Annotated in this window: 1 protein-coding gene; it reads left to right on the plus strand. The window is 65.8% G+C overall.

Annotated features, from left to right (window positions below; translation table 11 throughout):
• Positions 1 to 597 (plus strand): enoyl-CoA hydratase-related protein (locus H6B51_RS17240; RefSeq protein ID WP_204884814.1); only part of this gene is annotated, 597 nt, incomplete at both ends.

Genomic DNA, 597 nt, shown 5'->3' on the forward strand with positions numbered 1-597 from the left:
CCACGTAGGCGTGGTCACCATCGACCGGCAGGAGGCGCTGAACGCGCTGAACAGCCAGGTGCTCAGCGACCTGGACGCCGTCATCGACCAGGTGGCCGCTGACGATGAGATCTATGTGATGATCCTCACTGGCGCGGGCCGTTCCTTCGTGGCAGGGGCCGACATCGGCGAGATGAAGGGCTTCTCCTCTATCGACGGCAAACGCTTCGGCGTACACGGCGGCGGCGTGTTCCTGAAGCTGGAGAACATGGCCAAGCCCGTCATCGCCGCCATCAATGGCTTCGCTCTGGGCGGCGGCTGCGAGCTGTCCATGGCCTGCGACATCCGTCTGGCCAGCGAGAAGGCCAAGTTCGGCCAGCCCGAGGTGGGCCTGGGCATCACCCCCGGCTTTGCCGGCACCCAGCGGCTGCCCCGGATCGTGGGCATTTCCAAGGCCATGGAGCTGATCCTCACCGCCAAGGTCATCAAGGCCGACGAGGCCAAGGCCATCGGCCTGGTCAGCGAGGTCTATCCCGCCGAGGAGCTGATGGACAAGGCCATGGAGCTGGCCAACGCCATCTGCGCCAACGCCCAGATCGCCGTGCAGGAGTCCAAGCG

The organism is Pseudoflavonifractor phocaeensis (assembly GCF_016901955.1).
Taxonomy (GTDB): Bacteria; Bacillota; Clostridia; order Oscillospirales; family Oscillospiraceae; genus Flavonifractor; species Flavonifractor phocaeensis_A.